Below are 20,053 nucleotides of genomic sequence, written 5' to 3'. Positions count from 1 at the left end.
CTATGTTACCACAATTGATTGTATTTGATCTGGCAGGAACCACTGTAGATGGTGCAGACAAAGTGCCTCATTTCCTGCAAAAAGCGCTAGCAGATTACCAGGTGACTATTCCGTTTGCGGATGCCAATGAACTGATGGGATTACCTAAGCCTGTTGCTATCCGGCAATTACTGGAACGCCATGCAAGCCCCGCACTCATAACAGAAGAACTGATAGATCAGATTCACCAACGTTTTGTAGAAGATATGACAGACTATTATCAGAATAGTCCGGATGTAAAAGAAAAAGAAGGTGCAAGCGAAACGTTTGCTTTATTAAAGAAGCACAATGTCAAAGTGGTGGTAGATACAGGTTTTGACCGTCAGATCACTAATGCTATTCTTGAAAGATTGTTATGGAAAGCAAAGGATCTGATAGATAATAGTGTGACTAGTGATGAAGTTGAAAATGGAAGACCTTTTCCGGATATGATATTTAGAGCTATGGAACTGACTCATGTACAGGATAGCAAGCAAGTGGCAAAAGTAGGAGATACTGCATCCGACATGCAACAGGGAAATTCTGCTGGTTGTGGATGGGTAATTGGTGTAACTACTGGAGCTTATACTACTGAAGAGTTGGAGCAAGAGCCTCATACACATCTGATTCATACTCTTGCTGACTTGCAGCAGATTTTCTCCTTCTCCTAAATAAAATTTCTGAAGAACTAAAAATAAAAGAGTATGACTCATTCACCTACAAACAGTACGCAAAGCAGATATGATATTGCCATAGTTGGAGCAGGGATTGTGGGACTAGCTATGGCTTATACCGCTGCCAGACGAGGTCTTAAGGTTGGTGTTTTCGAACGTAATGGCAAAGCCATTGGTGCATCTATTCGTAATTTTGGGATGATATGGCCGATAGGACAACCTTCTGGAGTACTGTTAGAACGTGCATTAAGAAGCCGTGAGATCTATCTGGACGTGGCTAAACAGGCTGGTTTCTGGTATAATCCCAATGGGTCATTACATGTCGCATATCACAAAGATGAATGGGCTGTTTTGGAAGAATTTGTGGAACAGAATCGTGGTAATGGATATACCTGTGAACTTATCACTGATACAAAAAAGATTCAGGAAAAGAGTCCCGCTGTAAAAGCGGAGGGTTTGATAGGTGCCTTATGGAGCGAGACTGAAATGATTGTAGACCCACGTGAAGTTATTGCTACATTACCTGACTTTCTACACCAAAAATATGAGGTTGATTTTCATTTTGGTACTGCCATTACTGGCGTAAATGGTTCTTACCTGGAAGCTGGTAACCAAAAGTGGCAAGCAGACCGAATAGTGATATGTAGTGGTGCTGACTTTGAAACATTGTATCCTGAACTATTTGCCTCTTCGTCTATCACAAAATGCAAACTGCAGATGATGAGAACCAGTTCTCAAGGTAATGGTTGGAGTATGGGTGCTTCTCTGTGTGCGGGTTTAACACTTACTCATTATGCTGCTTTTAAGGATTGTCCCTCTTTAGCTGATTTAAATGAACGCTTTGCACAAACAATGCCTGCATATAAGAAGTATGGTATCCATGTATTGGTTTCTCAGAATGCAAAAGGTGAATTGACTTTAGGTGATTCACATGAATATGGTCTTACACCAGAACCATTTGACAAATCTGAAATTGATCAGTGGGTATTAGACTATCTGGCTACGTTTGCGCACTTTCCTGATTTGCATATCAAGGAACGCTGGCATGGTATCTATCCTAAACTCACAAATGGAGGAACTGAACTGGTAGTAGAAGCAGAATCTAATGTATGGATTGTTAATGGATTGGGTGGTGCCGGAATGACTCTATCATTGGGGCTGGCAGAATACGTGTTTGAGTCAAAACTACATGAATCTGTAAGTTAGCAGGCCATACATTATTTATTTATTTATCAAATTATTCTAACTGCATAGGTATGGAAACCACCACTAAGCAAAAAATTGAAGAAATTTTTCGATTATATGAAATACATGGTGCTGACGATTACATAGGTGAGCCTGTATCACAGGTTGAGCATATGACTCAAGCAGCTTTACTGGCTGAACAACAGGGTTACGATGAAGAAGTTATTCTGGCAGCTTTCTTTCATGATTTTGGACATTTGTGTGCTGATGAAACTGTAGGACATATGGATGGGTATGGTGTTACTGATCATGAGAAGCTAGGAGCTGATTATTTGAGAGCGGTAGGATTTTCAGAGAAGATAGCCCGATTGGTTGAGTCTCATGTACAAGCAAAACGATATCTCACATTCAAGAATCCGGATTATTATAATAATCTCTCAGAAGCTAGTAAGAAAACACTGGAGTTTCAGGGAGGGCGTATGAGTGTCGGCGAAGCAGCCGCATTTGAGGCTGAAGAATGGTTTTACCTATATTTGCAAATGCGTTATTGGGATGAACAAGCTAAAGAAATGAATATTCCAGTACCAGATTTATCCATTTATAAAGCTATGGCATTACGCCATCTGGAAAAATAAAACCTTCTGTTAATGGGTTGATTTTTATCTCATTAACAGAAGGCCATTTATTTTCGTTTTATAGTTTGTCAACCGGAATAAAGCTATTCTTAGGTTTATCAAAAATCTGATGTATTAGTTCTGACGGGTCTAATATAACATGACTATTCTTACGTACATAATCACTGATAAACTCAACATATCGTTGGCGATCCTGGTTTAGTTTGGCTATGGTTTTTTCCCGAATATAATTGGGATCTATTTGACGAGCTACCATTTCTTCTACACCTTTGCGAATTGCGGTAGGGTTATCATTTACTATAAGACAATATTCCTTGTCATAATACTCATCCCGTCCACCTTCACTTTCGGTACTTACTACCGGAAGCCCTGAAAGCATGTATTCAAGACTAGCCAGCATTGGTCCTTCTTCTTTTGACAAACATAAACCAACCTGTGATTGGTTAAATAATCGGTTTTTGCCAATGTGGTCTACCCATGTTTTATTGTAATCTGCATGCTTCATAGCTGGACAGAAACTTGGCAAATCATTTTCCCCACTTTTGCCTGCTCCGGGAGTATAGGTAAGAACAAATACCTTATTCAGTTCTTTGGCTAACTCAATACGTTTAAAAGGCATAAGTTGAGCTGCATAGACAGCATCATACTTTTTGTCAACACTCAATATACCATAGTCTTTCTCATCTGTATAAATATAAGCAGAACATTGTAGACCAGGTATTCGAAATAATTTTCGATAGGACTCTTCCTTTTTGGAATTAGTAAACATGACAGGCAAAAATCCTTTCCCACTTAATTGAGAAAAGAATAATTTTTTTCGCAACATCTTTTGAAAATTACCATGGTTCCATGGCAGATGCAGCAGAAAATAGGTGTCATGTTTTTTTTGTTGAGAAGTGATTTTCTGAAGGGCTACATCATCCCAGAGACTAACAATGCGAGGATTTTCGTGTAAAATATAGGCGCCGTGAAATAACATAATATAAGTTTATTCTCTGAAGTATACTGGATTGGATGTAACAAAGGATAATAACTAGACAACTGCTTGAATAGCTTTTGTTATTAATACTAAAAATCGTAAAAAGAAAACTTCTGAATGTAAAAACATTTTACTTATGGTACTAATTGTAGGACAATAGTAGGGGTTACACCTGATACTGTATAACGTGTGCTAAGATTTAATTCCTCTTTTGTGAGTGCATCAATAGAAAAATCAAACGTGTCAGATTTTGATTTTAATCTAAGCTTAGTCTCATTATCAGTAAAATACCAGGTATCCGTAAATGTGGAGTCTGTCTGCTGATCAGTTGCCGTATATGTACTGTCAGTCTTAAACAAAATAGAGGATCGGGTAAGTTGTGCAAGAGATGACCCACTTCCTAATATGAGTTGAATTGCATTATCATCTACAGGTGTACCATTTGCCAGAACCTGACTTATTTTCCATGAATGACTGGTGAGGAGTTCAGTACGAGTAGACTCTGGAGTTTCTTCATCTTTTTTACAGGAAGATAAAAAAGTAAATGCACCAATCAGGATTGTTAATAGTACTATCTGGAATTTCATCCGAATAATTATTAATAAGTATGGTGTTGTGTATTATTAGGTATACAAATATATTAATTTATTTGTAGCATTCAGTAATATGTTCAGTATGAGGTCTGCTTTCTCAAGAAAATCAAATGTAAAGCAAATTGTGTTCTTATACGTGGATTATGAAAATCAGTTACTACTAAAAATTGCCTCTCTGATAATTTATTTGTATAAGATAGAGCATACTGCCTGCCATTTATTCATCTTTGCTTTATAAAAAAAAGAGTCATTGGATAGTGGGAATCCAATGACTCTTTGCATTTTAGTATAGAAACATTATCTATTAATAACGATAGTGATCTTTTTTGAATGGACCTTGAACATCTACTCCAATGTATTCAGCTTGATCAGTAGTTAGTTCTTCCAATTCAACACCTACTTTAGCCAAATGCAAACGTGCCACTTTTTCATCAAGATGTTTAGGAAGTACATATACTTGATTTTCGTAGTTTTTGCCATTTTGCCATAATTCTAGCTGCGCCAGTGTTTGGTTAGTAAATGACATTGACATTACAAACGATGGGTGACCCATTGCAACCCCAAGGTTTACAAGACGACCTTCTGCCAGAACAATGATTTCTTTTCCATCAATGGTATATTTGTCTACCTGAGGCTTTATTATCTCTTTAGTATTACCATAATTTGCATTAAGCCATGCCATATCAATTTCTGTATCAAAATGGCCAATGTTACAAACTACAGCCTTATCTTTCATTTTCTTGAAATGCTGACCTGTAATAATTGAGTGATTACCAGTAGCTGTAACGAAGATATCTGCAATTTCAGCAGCTTTGTCCATTTTCATTACCTGGTAACCTTCCATTGCTGCCTGAAGAGCACAGATTGGATCAATTTCTGTCACAATTACACGGCAACCTGCTCCTGCAAGAGAACGAGCTGATCCTTTACCTACATCACCATAACCTGCCACAACAGCAATTTTCCCTGCCAGCATTAAGTCTGTACCTCTGCGTATAGCATCCACACATGATTCTTTACAGCCGTACAGGTTATCAAATTTAGATTTTGTTACAGAGTCATTTACGTTAATCGCAGGTACAGGAAGTGTTCCTTTTTTCATGCGCTCATACAAACGTAAAACACCTGTTGTAGTTTCTTCTGAAATACCACCAATATTACTGATCAGTTCAGGATATTTATCTAAAACCATATTGGTAAGATCTCCACCATCATCCAGAATCATGTTCAATGGTTTACGATCTTCTCCAAAGAATAATGTCTGTTCTATACACCAGTCAAATTCTTCAGCATTTTGTCCTTTCCAGGCATACACCTGGATACCCGCAGCTGCAATAGCAGCAGCAGCATGATCTTGTGTTGAGAAGATATTACAAGAAGACCAGGTTACTTCAGCACCTAGTTCAACCAGAGTTTCAATCAGTACTGCAGTTTGGATGGTCATGTGCAGACAGCCTGCTACACGAGCACCTTTAAGAGGTTTAGATGGACCAAACTCAGCACGAATCGACATTAAACCAGGCATTTCAGCTTCTGCTAATTTAATTTCTTTGCGGCCCCATTCTGCCAATGCAATATCTTTAACTTTGTATGGAACGTAAGCTGTTTCAACCATTGTTCAAAAGTTTTTTAGTGTATAATGAAAATGTAGAGATGATTTTGTCTATAAGTACCTTTTGAGGCGCAAAGGTAAATATTCTTACGCCAAAAGGAAACTTTTATATGTGTTTTTAACAATAAGCCAGCTTGGAATAGATTTTTTGTTTTATAGTATGGTATTGTTTTACAGAGTATTGTATTGCAGCGTCGTTTTAGAAAATAGATAGAGTTCTTTGAAATATTTCATGTGTATCAGAATACAAATTCGATTTCTTTAAATAAGAAATAACAAAGTTTATTGTCCTTTTCAATAACCAGACGACCTTGTGAATCTACTCCTGTAATGGTGCCTTCAAAACGATTTCCATCTGATACGAAAAAGCGTTTCTCTCCATATCCATATAAATTTCGGAGATAATAAGCTCTTAAACTGTCCGTTTTGCCATTTCGTAATAGAAGATAAAATTTTTCAAACACAATGAGTAATTCGGATAACAATATTTCCAGATCATATTCGTCTTCCTTAATGAATGGCTGGCTGGCCAGTTTCAGTGAGATTGCTCGTGGTTGTTCTGGAAATGATTTTTGGTTGATATTGAGACCTATACCAACAATTGAATGGGTTAGAGAAAGACCTTGAATAGTATTTTCGATTAAAATGCCTCCCATTTTCTGAGACTTCCAGTAAATATCATTTGGCCATTTAATGCTGAGATTCTGAGGAAGGTATTTTGAAAGAAATTCATGTATAGCCAGCGAAACTGCAATATTTAATAAAAACTGTTGATTGGCGGTTAGAAAAGTTGGCTTAAGAATAATGGAAAGTGTCAGGTTTTTGCCTGGTTCTGTATGCCAGTTGTTTCCTCGCTGACCTCGTCCGCGGGTTTGTTGAGAGGTAATCACAACAGTTCCTTCCGGAGTGCTGGCTGTATTGATCAGGTCTGCGGCAATGTCATTGGTAGAGTGACATTCTGGCAGAAACAGGAGCTTTTGGCCAACGAATAATGTTTTGGGTGGATTATTGTACAATATTGTTTACTTTTGTTTTAATAAAGACACTTAAAAAGTTGCAAAGTTAAAAGATGGGATGTTTATTACCTGTTTACTTTTCAATTTTTTAATCTATTAACTTTAAAAAATTCGAATGCAATTAATTAAAAAACGAAAAAATAAAGGTGTGAGCTCTGAACAATTAAGCCATTTGATTGTTCAGGGAATGCAGGAAAAGAAGGCCGAGGATATTGTTGTGCTGGATCTGCGACAGGTAAAGAATGCTGTAACTGACTATTTTGTGATCTGTTCAGGAAATTCAGATACTCAGGTCGATTCTATCACCAACTCTATTGAGGAGCAAATTTATAAGAATCTGGGTGAAGATCCCTGGCATAAAGAAGGGAAAGCTAACCGCGAATGGATTCTCCTTGATTATGTAGATGTGGTAGCGCATGTTTTTAAAAAGGATCGCCGGGCATTTTATGCATTGGAAGATCTTTGGGGCGATGCACAGTCAACAAGGATTGAGTCCTGACCTGTGTTAGTAGATCAGACACGAAACTCTCTGCTATAAAGATTGTTCTGAGAGTGAATTTACACAACATAGTATTTTTCAATTAATCTTTTTTATACGGAAAATGAACGAAAATCAAGACAGAAATATCCGGAAGCCACTCCTTCCCAAACCTCCTCAACGGCCAGGTTATCAGATTTGGGTAGTAGTGGGTCTGGTGATGCTCGCACTCTTCACGTTTTTTAATCGTGGGAGTGATCCTCGGACAATTACAAAAAAAGAGTTCAAATCTATGGCTCAGGAAGGTGATGTAAACGCTGTTACCATTCTTCCTACGCAGAACTCTGTAGAGATTACACTTAAAGATGAAGCCTTAAAAAATATTAAATATCGTGACAGAATTCCAAAACCTAGTTTATTAACCCCTTATACTACCGGACCTCACTTTCAGTTTGATGTGGTTGATGCAAAGGTATTTGAAGAGGAATTACAGAAAGAGTTCCCTGGGATTAAATACAAAGTAGAGCGCCGTGCGGATATTACAGGAGGATTATTATACTGGGGATTGTTTATTTTGATGATGGTAGGGCTTTGGATGATTATGCGTCGGGTTGCTACCGGAGGTCCTGGTGGGCAGATCTTCAATATTGGCCGTTCCAGAGCAACATTATTTGATGCTGAGAACAAAGTTAAAATTACTTTCAATGATGTGGCTGGTCTGGATGAGGCGAAAGAAGAGATTAAAGAAATCGTTGAGTTTTTAAAGAATCCCAAGAAGTTTACAGATCTGGGTGGTAAAATCCCTAAAGGCGCTCTTTTAGTCGGATCTCCTGGTACAGGTAAAACTTTGCTTGCAAAAGCTGTTGCCGGAGAAGCTAATGTTCCCTTCTTCTCATTATCCGGTTCTGACTTTGTTGAAATGTTTGTAGGGGTAGGTGCAGCCCGTGTGAGAGATTTGTTCAAACAGGCAAAGGAAAAGGCCCCTTGTATTATATTTATAGATGAGATTGATGCAATTGGCCGTTCTCGTGGTCGGGGTTCTATGCCTGGTGCCAATGATGAGCGTGAGAACACACTGAACTCTTTGCTGGTAGAAATGGATGGATTTGCGACAGACTCAGGCGTTATCATCTTGGCTGCAACAAACCGTCCCGATGTATTGGATTCTGCTTTAATGCGTCCAGGTCGTTTTGATAGGATGATCAGTATTGATAAACCTGATTTGAATGGAAGGGAATCTATTTTTAAAGTGCACTTGAAACCATTAAAACTTTCAAGTGACGTAGACCCTAAAAAACTAGCCGCTCAGACTCCTGGTTTTGCTGGTGCAGAGATTGCCAATGTGTGTAATGAAGCTGCTTTGATCGCTGCACGCCGCAATAAATCTTCTGTTGATATGCAGGATTTTCAGGATGCAGTAGATCGTGTAATTGGTGGTCTTGAAAAGAAAAATAAATTAATTTCTCCTGAAGAGAAAAAGATTGTTGCCTATCATGAAGCAGGCCATGCCGTTGCTGCCTGGTTTTTGGAGCATGCTAACCCATTGGTGAAGGTAAGTATTGTGCCACGAGGAGTAGCTGCATTAGGGTATGCCCAGTATTTACCGAGGGAACAGTTCCTTTATACATACGAGCAGTTGTTTGATGAAATGTGTATGACTTTGGGAGGACGTGCTGCAGAAGAGATTATATTTGGAAAGGTTTCGACAGGAGCACTAAGTGATCTGGAACATATTACCAAAATGTCTTATGCTATGGTCACTGTGTACGGAATGAATGAAAAGATTGGAAATGTATCTTTTTATGATTCTAAACAGTCTGAGTATAATTTTAACAAACCTTACTCTGAAGAAACCGGAAAAACTATTGATGAGGAGGTTCGTAAAATTATTGATACAGCTTATCAACATACCAAAAATCTCCTGCTGGAAAAACGTGAGCAATTAGAGATTCTTGCAAAGGAATTGCTTAAGAGAGAAATTATTTTTCAGTCAGACCTTGAGAATCTGATAGGTAAACGTCCATTCGATGAGCCCACTACTTATCAGGCATATCTGAATGGAAATAAAAAGAAGGATGAAGCAGGTGATGAAGAAGAAACAACCAATGTCCCTGTACATAAGGGACCGGGTACTGTTCCTGACATGGAAGGTAATACTGCACCTCTTGAAAAATAATTATTTATCAGGTTGACACTAAAAAGAAAGACGCATAATGTACATTATGCGTCTTTCTTTTTAGTATTTATTCTTCTTTAGATTAAATGTGAATTGCTAATGTTTTTATTGGAGGGATATGACAGAATTATTTTTTAACAAATTTATTATTCTGTGTTCCTGTTTTCAATACATATGCGCCAGCTTTTAATGTTTTGATGTTTATCTTTTGTCCTTTTCCTTTTAAAATTACCTTTTTCTGTGAATCTACTATTTCATAATCAGTTTCTTTGGACAAGGTAAGCAGATCCGTAGGATTGGCAGGTGCAAATGTTATCACTTCTTCTACTGGAGGGGGCGGAGGGGCTGTCTCTGGATTGAAAGTAATAGTTCTGCTATAAAATGTTTGGTGTGTATCTGTATTTTGAGCTTTTACACGATATTTATTATCTCCATTTGAGTGCATAACAGGTACTGAATAAACCGCCTGTCCTTGCCCATTAGCGTTATGCTTTTCTAACACAAGCCAGTTGCCATTGCGAAGACTTTCTATGTAGTAAACAAATTTGGGAGTTTCGTCTGTGATTTTCCAGCGAATAGAAGTATGCAATACTTCTACACTATCAATCTGAAATCCTGCACTTGGACGTATAACCTGTGGGTTAATTAACCGAGGAGCACAACCATCTTTGTGTGTGATACGAATAGTGACAGGTGTGTTCATTTCCAGAAAGGAGAGATCTATCTCAAATGCAGCTAGCTTTATGTTTGAAATAGTTTTCTGGTCGTTTACGTATACCTCGTCTGCACAGTAACTTTTCTTATCCGGAGAAAACGGATTTTGTACAAAAATGTTTTTACCCTGATAAATACCAGATATAATAATTTCTCCTGCATATGATGCATAAAAGGATAGAAACAGCCCTGCCAGCAAGCAAAGCTTTCGTAGATTTTTCTTAGAATAAAGATGGGTCACAGTTGAAAAATGTATAGTATGTGCAAATTTGCGCGAAATATGGATTTATTTCCAGATAAAAAAATGCAAAAATGCCTATGTGCAATAAAAAAGCAGAAACAGTATATTCTGCTCTGCTTTTTTAATACTGACTTGTAGTTAGTTGATGATGTTAGCTAAGCGTTTTAGGCTTGTTTTCTTCAATTTCTTGTGTGTCAGATTGAAGTTCTCTTAGCAAATGAACAATTTCCCTGATTTGACTACATAATTCAGGATGTTCACGGAATAAAGTACTTGCATGTTGTGGGTACTGTTGAATAAGTTTGCGCATCTTATCCATTCGGGAACTAATCTGTTGTAACTCTTGAGTTATGATAGCCATGCATGAGATGAGTTTGGTTGGCGTAGTTTTTCTTTAACGCTGGCTTTAGAGTTAAAAACTCTATAAAAATAGAAGGCTAAGGTAATAAAATTTGTGAGTGATTATCAAGAGAATGCATATAAAAAATAAAGTACATTGGTAAGGCGTTGATAAATAGTACTTTATCTTTAGATATAACTAATAAATAAAGCTCATAGTGAAGACTATGAGCTTTGGAGACAGAGTGAACACAACTAACGAATGAGATAAACTCATATCGTTAAATCTTAGGTATTATTAAAAGCGATAGGCCTTAGTATCATTATATGGAATTAAAATCCATTGGCTGTTTTTTCTTGTTCAGCAATTCGAGCCATTGCCTGTGGCTTCCATTGATTATAGGCCATAATTAATTGCTCATATGTTTCAGGAGTGATTTTCTCATGACTTAATAGAGATTCTGTACCTGGGAAATCATAAAAGTAGGTGGCAAGTTCTTGTTTCCGTTTGGAAATATGTGGGTCAAATATCTTTAGTGCTTTTCCTTCTCCTGAAATCACAGGAATCTTTCCTCCAAAGTAATCAGGCGTTTTTACGGAATTGACCGCAGAACTAAGAGCTTCTTTCAGTGAATAGCCTATTTCATCTCCTAACCGTGGAGAGTTTTGTATTAGATCAGCCAATACTGCCTCGTCACAGTAATAGAGATTAGCATAACCAGCTGTATGTCTGAGTAAAAATATAGGAGTAGAACCAAGATATTGTGTTTCAAATTCCTGAAGGCCGTTATAGAATGCTTTGATATCACCTGGAGTATAGCGGACATTCCGGTTTTTCACAAATGCAAACATCTCCCGATTATTATCTGAAAGACGTTGTGTGAACTTAATCGCTGTATAAATAGTATCCCCTTCATTGGTAACCAAATAGCTACGAGCAGATTGACCAAATACAGTAGATGACAAGCTAAGAAAAAGAAGTATTCCTGTAAGAGTAAATTTTTGCATAGTCTGATTCTAGTTTGAGTTTTATATAGAATCAGGTAGAAAAAGTAACTGAAATAAACAGTAACAAGTGTGTAAGAAAATTGTCAATTTTAGCTAATTCATCATTATTCTTGTATGAGAATGATGAATTAGCTTCTTGTATTTTATTTTCGTATAGAAGGTAGAGCAGTAGTAACTATATCCTGAACAGATACCTGACTAGTATCAATAAGTCGCAGACGGAAGCGATATGTATATGTTTTGGAAATTAGTTGATAGTCAGGATGTACACGAGGCGACCAGCTATCATCACCTCCCAGCCCCATCTGCTGATAATCAAGATTAATTACAGTTGTTGATCCATGAGACAACTCCTGACTAGTTTTCGCCCGAAGAAGAGCTTCATCTGTATAGTCTCTTATATTAATATTAAGAAAAGGATCACCCATTGTTAACAAACCAATTCCTTCTGGGGTAGTTATTGTTGCCCAACGTACGTCAGTTTTATTCCCATTTTCTTGTGCCATCAGGTAGTTAAAAAACTGATCAATTACTTTTCCATTATATGTGCCAATACGTGCACCTTCTTTTCTATCCCAATAACTTTCATGCGGACCTCGTCCATACCATTGTATCTGATTGAAGTTTCCGGGTATTTGCATCTGCATACCTACACGTGCCAGAGGAGGAAGAGTACTTTGTGGTGTAAATATATTTTCTACCTGAATATCTCCACTACCATAAATAATGTATGTGGTTGTTTGCAGGAAAATTGTACTTGGGGATGTAGTAGTTTTTGTTTGAACCTTATTGGTCATTGTAACTTTAACTACCTGAGGTTGGAGTTGTTCTACTACCGCTTTCTCTGGCACAGAGTATGTCTTGTCTAAGCCTGCTGCCCGCCAGCGGGAGGCAAAACTAGTATTTCTTCCTCCTTCATCATTATCTGTAGGAACTCGCCAGAAGTTAGGTTGAAGACCTTTTGTAATTATATTTCGTTCTTTATAACGGACAATATCCATTACACCCAGAGATTTATCAAAGTTTATCGTGAAGTCGCTTCCTTTTACTTCTATACGACTTGTATATTGATTGACTGTAAGAGGCTGCATTTTTGTCAATGATACTACAGTACTACTACCTTGGGGAATATTTAGTCGTAATTGATGCCAGGCTACTTCATGTTCTGCCTCTGCCCAACTTGTCTTGTTTTTTAAACGAAAACTAATTGTTAAGTAATATTCTGTTTTAGGTTTGATAGAAGGATTCGCAAATGGAATTGTAATATCTTGTTCCTGTCCTGGTAAGGCTGTTAAATTGGCTATTTCCCCTGTTTGAGTGGTATTGCCATTTTCCTGTACCTGCCAGATTAACTTAAATGCAGACAAATCCTGAAAATCGTAGTTGTTCTTGATTCGAATAGTAGTCTGAGTGGGTTCGATAGTATCTTTAGATAGTATCTTTATATACTGATATACTTTTTTAACTTCATTGATTTCAGGTTGAGGTGTCCGATCGGCATTGACTATCCCATCACCTGCATTTGCTCCATCTATATAATTAAAATGATCCAGGTAATCTTTACCATTTTTCTTTATACGTAATCCCTGATCTACCCAATCCCAAATAAAAGCCCCCTGCATCCGGGGATACTTTTCTATCGCATTCCAGTAGTCACGAAGATTGCCTACACTGTTTCCCATAGCATGAGCATATTCGCAAACAATAACAGGTCTGGAAGGATCTGCTTCCATCATTTTGACCATAAAGTCAACAGATGGATACATTGTAGAAATTATATCAAAACTGGGAAGCATAGTAGGATCTCTGTACGCTTCAGGCTGGCGACTTTCATAATGAATAGGACGGGTAGGATCTATAGTGCGGATCTCTTCTGCCATAGTGCTAAAGTTTTCACCCATACCTGTTTCATTTCCTAACGACCAAAGGATAATGCTCGGATGATTCTTATCTCTTTCTGCCATTGCAATACCTCTGGCAACAAATGCATTACGCCATTCTGGTTTTTGAGCTGGTGAATTATAGTTATTCCATAATTCGTGGCTTTCTATATTGGCTTCGTCAATAACATATAGTCCATAAGCATCACATAGATCATACCAGATAGGGTCATTAGGATAGTGGGAAGTGCGAACTGCATTTATATTGAATTGTTTCATTAACCGGATGTCTCTTTCCATTAAGGCTCTGCTAATAACCCGTCCGGTATTAGGGTCAAATTCATGTCGGTTTACTCCTTTCAGTTTAATGGCTTTCCCATTTATCAATAATTGTCCGTTTTTTTGTTCTATGCTTCGAAATCCGACTTTGCTACTTAGTGCTTCCTGAGGTCTGTCTGCCGGATCTATAAGTTGTAGTGTTAGCAGATATAAATAAGGTGTTTCAGCTGACCATAGATAAGGGTTTTCTATATGAGTTGTCCACTCAAGTTGTACTTCCTGATTGGCTAATATCTTTTCAGATGATGGAACGATTGCAGTCCAGATTTCTTTGTTTTGTGCATCATACAGGGTAGCTTTTATTTTGTGTGATTTTAGTTCACGGTTTTGATAATTTTTTAAACGGGTATGTATATAAAGGGTAGCATTTTTATATTGTTCATCCAGATCTGTAGTAACATAAAAATTACGCATATGTATCTGAGGAGTAGAAAATAAATATACATCACGAAAGATTCCTGATAGTCGCCAAAAATCCTGATCTTCCAAATAACTGGCATCAGACCAGTTGATTACCTGAACTGCTAATGTATTATCACCACTTTGAACAAATTCTGTAATGTCAAATTCTGCTGGTGTCATACTATCTTCATGATATCCTACAGATTTACCATTAACCCATACATAACAGGCTGATTGAACGCCCGCAAAATGCAGAAATATACGACGCCCATTCCAATTTGACGGAACCCCGAAATTAGTTCGATAGAGACCTACGGCATTAGTATCTGTCTGAATAAGAGGAGGTGTTGCTGGAAAAGGATGTTTGATATTGGTGAAAATTGGATGATCATAAGGGCGATTTTCCTGAGCTGCTACTACCTGCCAATTGGAAGGCACTTTTAAGTTATCCCAGTTGATTACCCCTGTAGATGGCAGAAAGAAATCCGAAGGAACTAGTGATGGGTGTTTAACCCACTTGAATTTCCAGATCCCATTCAGTGACTTATAATAAGGAGATGCCGATCTGTCAAACGCCTGTGCTTGTGTTTCACTTCCATAAGGGATAAGTGTGGCATGTGGAGGGGTTGTATTGATACTTACAACAGATGGATTTTGCCATTCAGGAGTAGGAGTCTGGCTAAAAGCTTTACCGGATAACAGAGCAACAAAGAGTAAAAAAAGTCTTGAGTTGTACATATAACAATGGGATGATTTAGCTAAGGGATGGGTAGAATGCTCAGAATCAAAAGTGTATAAATAAATGTTATAAGTAAAGTAAGGCAAATAATGGAAAATGAGAAAATGAAATAGTACAACTTTACTTGTAACCGATGTTTCCATTTTTCTCTAGCTTGTTATTTAAACAAAACTTATCCGAATAGCATATGAGCTCGGAAAGAAATAAATAAATCTTGTTACATAAAATGTTTTGTATTACGCACATAAATTGTATTTCTTTCAGTGATGGTTGGATTATCTCGTGTAAGGTATAAATATGTATAACCTATACATGAAAGGGATTAAAAAATGTTTGAATAAAGCTGCAATAAAAGATAAAGATATTACAGTGTAAGAAATGAGGTGTAATCGCTAAGATATTGCCGTATATGATAATTGGTGTTAAGTTTTTGTTAAAATGGCTGTTGGTTATATTGTTGATTATGAATATATTAACAGTTATTAACATTTATCCACAAGTTATCCACAATATTTTGTGGGTAATCTCTTTAGGCTCACTTTTACATTTGTAATACTCAAACCTCACAACTGAGTCAATGACTATTATTTATGTGTGAGTGGAAAAAAAGATCTGATAAAATAATAGCTTTGTGTACAGCGAAACTTCCACCCATTAACCTGCAAATAAATAATTTCAGTTCGTTTAGCGAACATTATGTTGTAGGTTTGTTACAAGAAAATCAGAGCCCGCTGCTGATTAGACAGATGTTTGATCAGATACCAAAGGACATAGTAAAATGATCTGTTAATTTTAATTGAAAAGAAATATGAGTAAATCTTCAGGCACTGCTCCTGAGCCATTACTGGCAGAGGATCCAAATCGGTTTGTATTGTTTCCGATTGAGCATAATGACATCTGGCAAATGTATAAGCAGGCTGAAGCAAGTTTTTGGACTGCAGAAGAAATAGATCTGTCACCAGATTTAGTAGACTGGGAAAAATTGAATGATGGAGAGCGGCATTTTATATCTCACGTACTGGCGTTCTTTGCTGCTAGTGATGGTATTGTAAATGAAAATCTGGGTGTCAACTTTCTGGCTGAAGTACAGTTTCCTGAAGCTAAATGTTTCTATGGATTTCAGGTAATGATGGAAAATATCCATTCTGAAACCTACTCTTTGCTGATTGATACGTATGTAAAAGATCCCAAAGAGAAAAACAAGCTTTTCAATGCATTAGAGACAGTACCTTGTGTGGCTAAAAAAGGAGAGTGGGCATTACGTTGGATAAATAGTGAGAACTTTGTAGAACGCCTTATTGCTTTTGCCGCTGTAGAAGGAATATTCTTTTCTGGATCGTTTTGTTCTATCTTCTGGTTGAAAAAGCGGGGCTTGATGCCAGGATTATCATTTTCGAATGAACTGATTTCGCGTGATGAGGGTTTGCATTGTGAGTTTGCTTGTTTATTGTATACTCAATATGTAGTAAATAAACTGCCACAGGAGGAGATCTATGCAATCATTACTGATGCTGTAGCCATTGAAAAAGAGTTTATTACAGAAGCATTACCAGTAGATTTGATTGGTATGAACTCCCGGTTGATGGCTCAGTATATTGAGTACGTAGCTGATTTCTGGCTGATTCGTTTAGGGTATGAACCATATTACAATACGGCTAATCCATTCGATTTTATGACCGCTATCTCTCTACAAGGAAAAACAAATTTCTTTGAGAAACGTGTGGGAGAATACCAGAAAGCTGGAGTGTTGTCAGGAGGAGAAAAAGACGGAGCCAAGTTCACACTAGACGAAGATTTTTAAGAGCCTCCCCAACCTCTGTAAAGAGGAAGTATAAGTGCCTTCTTTGGGGAGAGAAGGCGGGGATACCCCCAGCTACAGCCATCTATGAACAATACGGAGCCTCGATGCGTCGGGGCACCTTTTCTATAAATCCGGAATTCCGGGTATTATTTTTTATAAAATATATTGTCTGAGTGAGGATATATTTGCGACAATGTGAATAATTTACAGGAGTTGTGATCCTGGAAGTTCTGGTTGATCAATTGTATTCTGGTGCGGGCAATTTCCATAACAAACCCATAAACTGTCCTTGTAGAAAGGCAGAAAAACAAACCACTATCAACCTCTTTATTTCTATTTTTAATAGAAATAAGATAACTGAAAATGAACGATTTTCCATTTTGAATCAGGAACATTAAAACCGTTTCAACCACAAATTATTCTAAATTATGTATGTAATTAAAAGAGACGGGCGACGTGAATCAGTCAAATTTGACAAAGTAACGGCGCGTATTGAAAAACTTTGCTACGGACTTGAGACCAGTTATGTAAATCCCATTACTGTAGCACGTCGCGTTATTGACGGCATCTATGACGGTGTAACTACTGTTGAGCTGGATAATCTGGCTGCTGAAACTGCTGCATCATTAACCACTACGCACCCAGATTATGCTATCCTGGCCGCGCGTATTGCCATCTCCAACCTGCACAAAATTACCAGTAAGTCGTTTTTCAATACAATGAAGCGACTATATACTTATGTTGATCCTAAGACAGGTGAAAATGCCGGATTGTTGTCTAAGGAAACATTTGATGTTATTAAGAAACATGCAGATCTGCTAGATTCCAGTATTATCTATGATAGAGATTTTGGATATGACTACTTTGGTTTCAAAACCTTAGAGCGTTCTTATCTGATGAAGCTTGATGGGAAGGTTGTTGAACGTCCTCAACACATGTTGATGCGTGTGTCTGTAGGGATTCATGGAGATGATATTGAGAAAGTTATTGAAACATATAACCTGTTGTCTGAACGTTGGTTTACACATGCTACACCAACATTATTCAACGCAGGTACACCAAAACCACAGTTGTCAAGTTGCTTCCTGCTGACAACTCAGGATGATAGCATTGATGGTATCTATGATACATTAAAGCAGTGTGCATTGATCTCTCAGTCTGCTGGTGGTATTGGTTTGTCTATCCATAACGTTCGTGCTACGGGTAGCTATATCAAAGGAACTAATGGTACCTCAAATGGTATCATTCCAATGCTGAAAGTATTTAACGATACCGCACGTTATGTAGATCAGGGTGGTGGAAAACGTAAGGGGGCATTTGCGATCTATCTGGAACCATGGCATGCAGATATCTTTGAGTTTCTGCAACTAAAGAAAAACCACGGTAAAGAAGAATTACGTGCACGTGATTTGTTCTATGCTTTGTGGATTTCTGACCTGTTCATGAAACGCGTAGAGCAGAACAGTACCTGGACGCTGATGTGTCCAAATGAATGTCCAGGTCTGGCTGATTGTTATGGCGATGAGTTTGAAGCATTGTATGAGAAATATGAACGCGAAGGTCGTGGCCGTAAGACAATTAAAGCACAGGATCTGTGGTTTGAGATTATTGAGTCTCAGATTGAGACAGGTACCCCTTATATTCTGTATAAAGATCATGCGAACCGTAAGTCTAACCAGAAAAACCTGGGTACTATCAAGTCTTCAAACTTGTGTACAGAGATCATGGAGTATACTTCAAAAGATGAAGTAGCTGTATGTAACCTGGCATCTATTGCATTGCCTAAATTTATTGAAGATGGTAAGTTTAATCACCAGAAGTTATATGATGTAACAAAGGTAATTACACGTAACCTGAACAAGATTATTGATATTAACTATTACCCAGTACCTGAAGCTGAACGTAGTAACAAACGTCACCGTCCTATTGGTATTGGTGTGCAAGGTCTGGCTGATGCATTTATCATGCTACGTATGCCATTCGAATCAGAAGAGGCTCGTGGCTTGAATGAAGATATCTTTGAAACGATTTACTTTGCTGCAATGACAGCTTCTATGGAGCTGGCAAAAGAGCATGGACCTTATGAAACTTTCAAAGGTTCTCCATTATCAAAAGGCATATTTCAGTTTGATATGTGGGATGTTACACCAAAATCAAACCGTTGGGACTGGAATGCATTGCGTGCAGATGTGAAGAAACATGGAGCCAGAAACTCTTTGTTATTAGCTCCAATGCCAACCGCTTCTACATCTCAGATTCTGGGTAATAACGAATGTTTTGAACCATATACTTCTAATATCTACACTCGTCGTGTATTGTCTGGAGAGTTTGCAGTTGTAAACAAACACTTGTTGAAAGATCTGGTACGTCTGGGATTGTGGAATACACAAATGCGTGATGCGATTATCGCAGGTAAAGGTTCAATCCAACATATTGCTGATATTCCTCAGCATATCAAAGACTTGTACAAAACTGTATGGGAGATCAAGCAAAAGGCAATCATCGAAATGTCTGCTGATCGTGGAGCATATATCTGTCAGAGTCAGAGTCTGAACCTGCATATTCAGGATCCTAACTTTGGTAAACTGACTTCTATGCACTTCTATGCATGGAAAAAAGGTCTGAAAACAGGTATGTATTACTTGCGTACCAAAGCTGCTGCTGATGCTGTACAGTTTACATTGCAAAAACAAGCTGAAGTTGCTTTACAACCTGTAGTAACAGAAGCTGATCATGCATTGGCTACAGCTGCAAAGACTGTGGTAGATGAAGTACGTAAAATGGAGTCCCAAGCACCTAAAGTAGCTTCTCCACAAATTGATATGGATTACGAACAAAAAATGAAAGATATGACCTGTTCACTGGATAATCCAGAAGGTTGTGAAGCTTGCGGATCGTAATTATTTAAGTACTGATGTGATATAAGTCAAAATCCTCTCAATGTATATTGAGGGGATTTTTTGTTGAAAGCTGACTGATAGATAACGTATTTGGAGAAGTAACTATTGTTAAAAATTTTATACATCCAATATTTCACTAATGGATCATTTTATACAAACGCTCTGGAAATCACCTCTATTGGTATGATTGGGTCTGTGTATTCTCCAGCAGAAAATAATGAACGGACTTGCTATGCTGCTTTTGTTCCTGAACAGCCTTCAATCAGATTTTTATGAACAAATTTTCCGTTCGATTAACCAATATAAAGAATGGTCTAATTATAA

General features: G+C 37.7%; 15 protein-coding genes. 7 read left to right on the top strand and 8 right to left on the bottom strand.

The window, feature by feature from the left end; translation table 11 throughout:
* The first annotated feature begins 2 nt into the window (after positions 1-2).
* Genes QNI15_RS30060 through QNI15_RS30050 form a run of 3 tightly spaced genes read left to right on the top strand, consistent with a single transcriptional unit; the run spans position 3 to position 2,512 of the window.
* Positions 3-689, top strand: coding sequence for an HAD hydrolase-like protein (locus tag QNI15_RS30060; protein WP_314035382.1), 687 nt, complete (start codon positions 3-5; stop codon positions 687-689).
* 33 nt (positions 690-722) lie between these two features.
* The gene (locus QNI15_RS30055; protein WP_313998891.1) at positions 723-1,898 is read left to right on the top strand and encodes a TIGR03364 family FAD-dependent oxidoreductase; all 1,176 of its coding nucleotides are present in this window, start codon (positions 723-725) and stop codon (positions 1,896-1,898) included.
* A 50-nt stretch (positions 1,899-1,948) separates the two neighbouring features.
* Entirely contained in the window at positions 1,949-2,512 is a 564-nt protein-coding gene (locus QNI15_RS30050; protein WP_313998889.1) for a phosphonate degradation HD-domain oxygenase, read from the top strand.
* A 58-nt stretch (positions 2,513-2,570) separates the two neighbouring features.
* Here the strand turns inward: QNI15_RS30050 and QNI15_RS30045 are convergent, their stop codons facing one another.
* From QNI15_RS30045 to QNI15_RS30030, 4 genes are all read right to left on the bottom strand, one after another.
* Positions 2,571-3,491 (bottom strand): glycosyltransferase, encoded by a 921-nt coding sequence (locus tag QNI15_RS30045; RefSeq protein ID WP_314035380.1) that lies wholly within the window; start codon positions 3,489-3,491, stop codon positions 2,571-2,573.
* A 134-nt stretch (positions 3,492-3,625) separates the two neighbouring features.
* Positions 3,626-4,078, bottom strand: a complete 453-nt coding sequence (locus QNI15_RS30040) for a hypothetical protein (RefSeq protein WP_313998885.1) — start codon at positions 4,076-4,078, stop codon at positions 3,626-3,628.
* Positions 4,079-4,388: 310 nt separating this feature from the next.
* Complete coding sequence (gene ahcY / locus QNI15_RS30035) at positions 4,389-5,699, bottom strand: adenosylhomocysteinase (protein ID WP_313998883.1); 1,311 nt, start codon at positions 5,697-5,699, stop codon at positions 4,389-4,391.
* A gap of 236 nt (positions 5,700-5,935) precedes the next feature.
* On the bottom strand, positions 5,936-6,712 hold the full coding sequence (locus QNI15_RS30030) for a biotin--[acetyl-CoA-carboxylase] ligase (RefSeq protein WP_314035378.1): 777 nt from the start codon (positions 6,710-6,712) through the stop codon (positions 5,936-5,938).
* A 115-nt stretch (positions 6,713-6,827) separates the two neighbouring features.
* Here QNI15_RS30030 and rsfS point away from each other — a divergent pair, with 115 nt between their 5' ends.
* Positions 6,828-7,211, top strand: a complete 384-nt coding sequence (gene rsfS, locus QNI15_RS30025; protein ID WP_313985579.1) for a ribosome silencing factor — start codon at positions 6,828-6,830, stop codon at positions 7,209-7,211.
* 103 nt (positions 7,212-7,314) lie between these two features.
* A complete protein-coding gene (gene ftsH, locus QNI15_RS30020; RefSeq protein WP_313998879.1) occupies positions 7,315-9,366 on the top strand; it encodes an ATP-dependent zinc metalloprotease FtsH in 2,052 nt (683 codons plus the stop codon).
* Between the two features lie 127 nt (positions 9,367-9,493).
* Here the strand turns inward: ftsH and QNI15_RS30015 are convergent, their stop codons facing one another.
* The 4 genes from QNI15_RS30015 to QNI15_RS30000 all read right to left on the bottom strand — a co-directional run bounded on the left by QNI15_RS30015 (position 9,494) and on the right by QNI15_RS30000 (position 15,027).
* Complete coding sequence (locus QNI15_RS30015; protein ID WP_313998877.1) at positions 9,494-10,321, bottom strand: hypothetical protein; 828 nt, start codon at positions 10,319-10,321, stop codon at positions 9,494-9,496.
* A gap of 151 nt (positions 10,322-10,472) precedes the next feature.
* The gene (locus QNI15_RS30010; protein WP_313985588.1) at positions 10,473-10,682 is read right to left on the bottom strand and encodes a hypothetical protein; all 210 of its coding nucleotides are present in this window, start codon (positions 10,680-10,682) and stop codon (positions 10,473-10,475) included.
* Positions 10,683-10,993: 311 nt separating this feature from the next.
* The gene (locus QNI15_RS30005) at positions 10,994-11,668 is read right to left on the bottom strand and encodes a hypothetical protein (protein WP_313985590.1); all 675 of its coding nucleotides are present in this window, start codon (positions 11,666-11,668) and stop codon (positions 10,994-10,996) included.
* A gap of 143 nt (positions 11,669-11,811) precedes the next feature.
* On the bottom strand, positions 11,812-15,027 hold the full coding sequence (locus QNI15_RS30000) for a glycoside hydrolase family 2 TIM barrel-domain containing protein (protein ID WP_314035376.1): 3,216 nt from the start codon (positions 15,025-15,027) through the stop codon (positions 11,812-11,814).
* An 809-nt stretch (positions 15,028-15,836) separates the two neighbouring features.
* Between QNI15_RS30000 and QNI15_RS29995 the strand changes: the two genes are divergently transcribed.
* Positions 15,837-16,829: a ribonucleoside-diphosphate reductase small subunit gene (locus tag QNI15_RS29995; protein ID WP_313998872.1), complete on the top strand. Its 993-nt coding sequence runs from the start codon at positions 15,837-15,839 to the stop codon at positions 16,827-16,829.
* Positions 16,830-17,257: 428 nt separating this feature from the next.
* Positions 17,258-19,729, top strand: a complete 2,472-nt coding sequence (locus tag QNI15_RS29990) for a ribonucleoside-diphosphate reductase subunit alpha (protein WP_313998870.1) — start codon at positions 17,258-17,260, stop codon at positions 19,727-19,729.
* The last annotated feature ends 324 nt before the right edge of the window (positions 19,730-20,053 follow it).

Source organism: Xanthocytophaga flava (assembly GCF_030068545.1).
GTDB classification, from domain to species: Bacteria; Bacteroidota; Bacteroidia; order Cytophagales; family 172606-1; genus Xanthocytophaga; species Xanthocytophaga flava.
The sequence above is the reverse complement of the archived record's forward strand: the minus strand, read 5'-3'. Positions and strand labels throughout refer to the sequence as shown.

Coding starts and splice junctions, on each gene's coding strand:
- QNI15_RS30060 (WP_314035382.1), top strand. CDS start 3: ATGTTACCACAATTGATTGTATTTGATCTGGCAGGAACCACTGTAGAT.
- QNI15_RS30055 (WP_313998891.1), top strand. CDS start 723: ATGACTCATTCACCTACAAACAGTACGCAAAGCAGATATGATATTGCC.
- QNI15_RS30050 (WP_313998889.1), top strand. CDS start 1,949: ATGGAAACCACCACTAAGCAAAAAATTGAAGAAATTTTTCGATTATAT.
- QNI15_RS30045 (WP_314035380.1), bottom strand. CDS start 3,491: ATGTTATTTCACGGCGCCTATATTTTACACGAAAATCCTCGCATTGTT.
- QNI15_RS30040 (WP_313998885.1), bottom strand. CDS start 4,078: ATGAAATTCCAGATAGTACTATTAACAATCCTGATTGGTGCATTTACT.
- ahcY (WP_313998883.1), bottom strand. CDS start 5,699: ATGGTTGAAACAGCTTACGTTCCATACAAAGTTAAAGATATTGCATTG.
- rsfS (WP_313985579.1), top strand. CDS start 6,828: ATGCAATTAATTAAAAAACGAAAAAATAAAGGTGTGAGCTCTGAACAA.
- ftsH (WP_313998879.1), top strand. CDS start 7,315: ATGAACGAAAATCAAGACAGAAATATCCGGAAGCCACTCCTTCCCAAA.
- QNI15_RS30010 (WP_313985588.1), bottom strand. CDS start 10,682: ATGGCTATCATAACTCAAGAGTTACAACAGATTAGTTCCCGAATGGAT.
- QNI15_RS30005 (WP_313985590.1), bottom strand. CDS start 11,668: ATGCAAAAATTTACTCTTACAGGAATACTTCTTTTTCTTAGCTTGTCA.
- QNI15_RS30000 (WP_314035376.1), bottom strand. CDS start 15,027: ATGTACAACTCAAGACTTTTTTTACTCTTTGTTGCTCTGTTATCCGGT.
- QNI15_RS29995 (WP_313998872.1), top strand. CDS start 15,837: ATGAGTAAATCTTCAGGCACTGCTCCTGAGCCATTACTGGCAGAGGAT.
- QNI15_RS29990 (WP_313998870.1), top strand. CDS start 17,258: ATGTATGTAATTAAAAGAGACGGGCGACGTGAATCAGTCAAATTTGAC.